At 54.2% G+C, this 1,483-nt stretch carries 1 protein-coding gene and 1 pseudogene; both read left to right on the forward strand.

From position 1 onward, the window contains the following. The first annotated feature begins 532 nt into the window (after positions 1 to 532). Positions 533 to 1,429 (forward strand): group II intron reverse transcriptase/maturase, encoded by an 897-nt coding sequence (ltrA, locus tag AJE_RS19030; RefSeq protein ID WP_237709386.1) that lies wholly within the window; start codon positions 533 to 535, stop codon positions 1,427 to 1,429. Next, positions 1,425 to 1,483, forward strand: a pseudogene (locus AJE_RS19035) (hypothetical protein); the annotation flags it as partial. The gene ltrA and the pseudogene AJE_RS19035, both read left to right, overlap by 5 nt.

Below are 1,483 nucleotides of genomic sequence, written 5' to 3' on the forward strand. Positions count from 1 at the left end.
AGCATGGGCGCATTCTTGGAGGTGCAAGTCCTCCCATAAGCTGGCTACAGCGAATGAAGTGAAGCGCAACTGCAGAACGGCGACGGACTGTGGGGAGGAAGCGTGGAGCGAAACTGCGAGCCGATGAACAAGAATCGGATATGAGGCGTGACTGAGCAGGGCGAGCAGGCATAATTCTGCGAAGCTCTTGTAGCCAAAGCTTGTGACGTAAATCCGGCGGTTGTGCAGTGAAGGAATGCGTTCTTACCTGGGGAGATCTCGCCTCATGCCTGAAAGGGCGACGTAGTGATACGGAGCGAGAAGTCAGCAGAGGCCGTAGTAGTGGATAACACGAAGGGCCGAACGAGAAGGAGTGTGAAACGCGTTGTTGATGAATAACGTCATGCATCAGATGTCCAAAGAGTTGGAGCGAGGTAAGCAAAAGCAAGGTGAAGCCTTGTTGATGCCTACCCGTGATGAAACGGTATTCCCGCAACAACAGTTCAAACACACAGGGCAAAGCTTGCTTGAGCAGGCGCTTGCGAGGGAGAACATGCGCTTAGCGTGGCAACGCATTAAAGCGAACAAAGGTAGCGCCGGAGTAGATGGTCTGACGATAGCACAGACGGCAGAGCACCTTAAGGTGCAGTGGCCGGCTATCAAAGCGCAGCTGCTAAACGGCAGTTATCGTCCACAACCGGTACGCCGGGTCGGTATCCCGAAGAGTGATGGCACCGAGCGCGAGCTGGGTGTCCCAACGGTGACGGACCGACTCATCCAACAAGCGTTACTTCAGGTACTGCAACCGAAACTGGACCCACAGTTCAGTGAGCACAGTTATGGCTTCAGACCTGGCAGACGGGCCCAGAGCGCGGTATTAGCCGCGCAACGTTATGTGCAGGAAGGCTACCAGATAGTCGTTGATGTTGACTTGTCGAAGTTCTTTGACCGGGTGAACCATGACATTCTGATGGACCGACTGAGCAAACGGCTGGACGATAAAAGCGTACTGCATCTTATCCGGGCTTATCTGAACGCCGGCATCATGGCTAATGGCGTGGTGATAACGCGCCAAGAAGGCACACCACAAGGTGGACCGCTCTCGCCGTTGTTGGCGAATGTGCTACTGGATGAGGTTGATAAAGCCTTAGAGCAACGCGGCTATCGGTTCGCCCGTTATGCAGACGACTGCAATGTGTATGTCCGCAGTCAGAAAGCGGGAGAGCGGGTGATGGCGTGGCTGCGCAGGCTTTATGCGAAACTGCGTTTGCAAGTGAATGAAAGCAAAAGTGCGGTAGGCAGCGTGTTTGGCCGAAAATTCTTAGGGTACAGCCTGTGGCGAACCCGAAGAGGCGAGGTTAAACGCGCGGTATCTGAAGCGGCACTGATGCGTTTTCAAAACACGGGTAAAGCAGTTAACACGCCGACAGACAGGGCGCAGCCTAAGTGAAGTCATTGCTGGGTTACGTCGCTATATGCTGGGTTGGAAAGGCTACTTCGGGTT

The sequence above is a fragment of the Alishewanella jeotgali KCTC 22429 genome, from assembly GCF_000245735.1.
In the GTDB taxonomy this organism is placed as follows: domain Bacteria; phylum Pseudomonadota; class Gammaproteobacteria; order Enterobacterales; family Alteromonadaceae; genus Alishewanella; species Alishewanella jeotgali.

Excerpts from the sequence above, each read along its gene's own strand:
- ltrA (WP_237709386.1), top strand. The coding sequence starts at position 533 with ATGCGCTTAGCGTGGCAACGCATTAAAGCGAACAAAGGTAGCGCCGGA.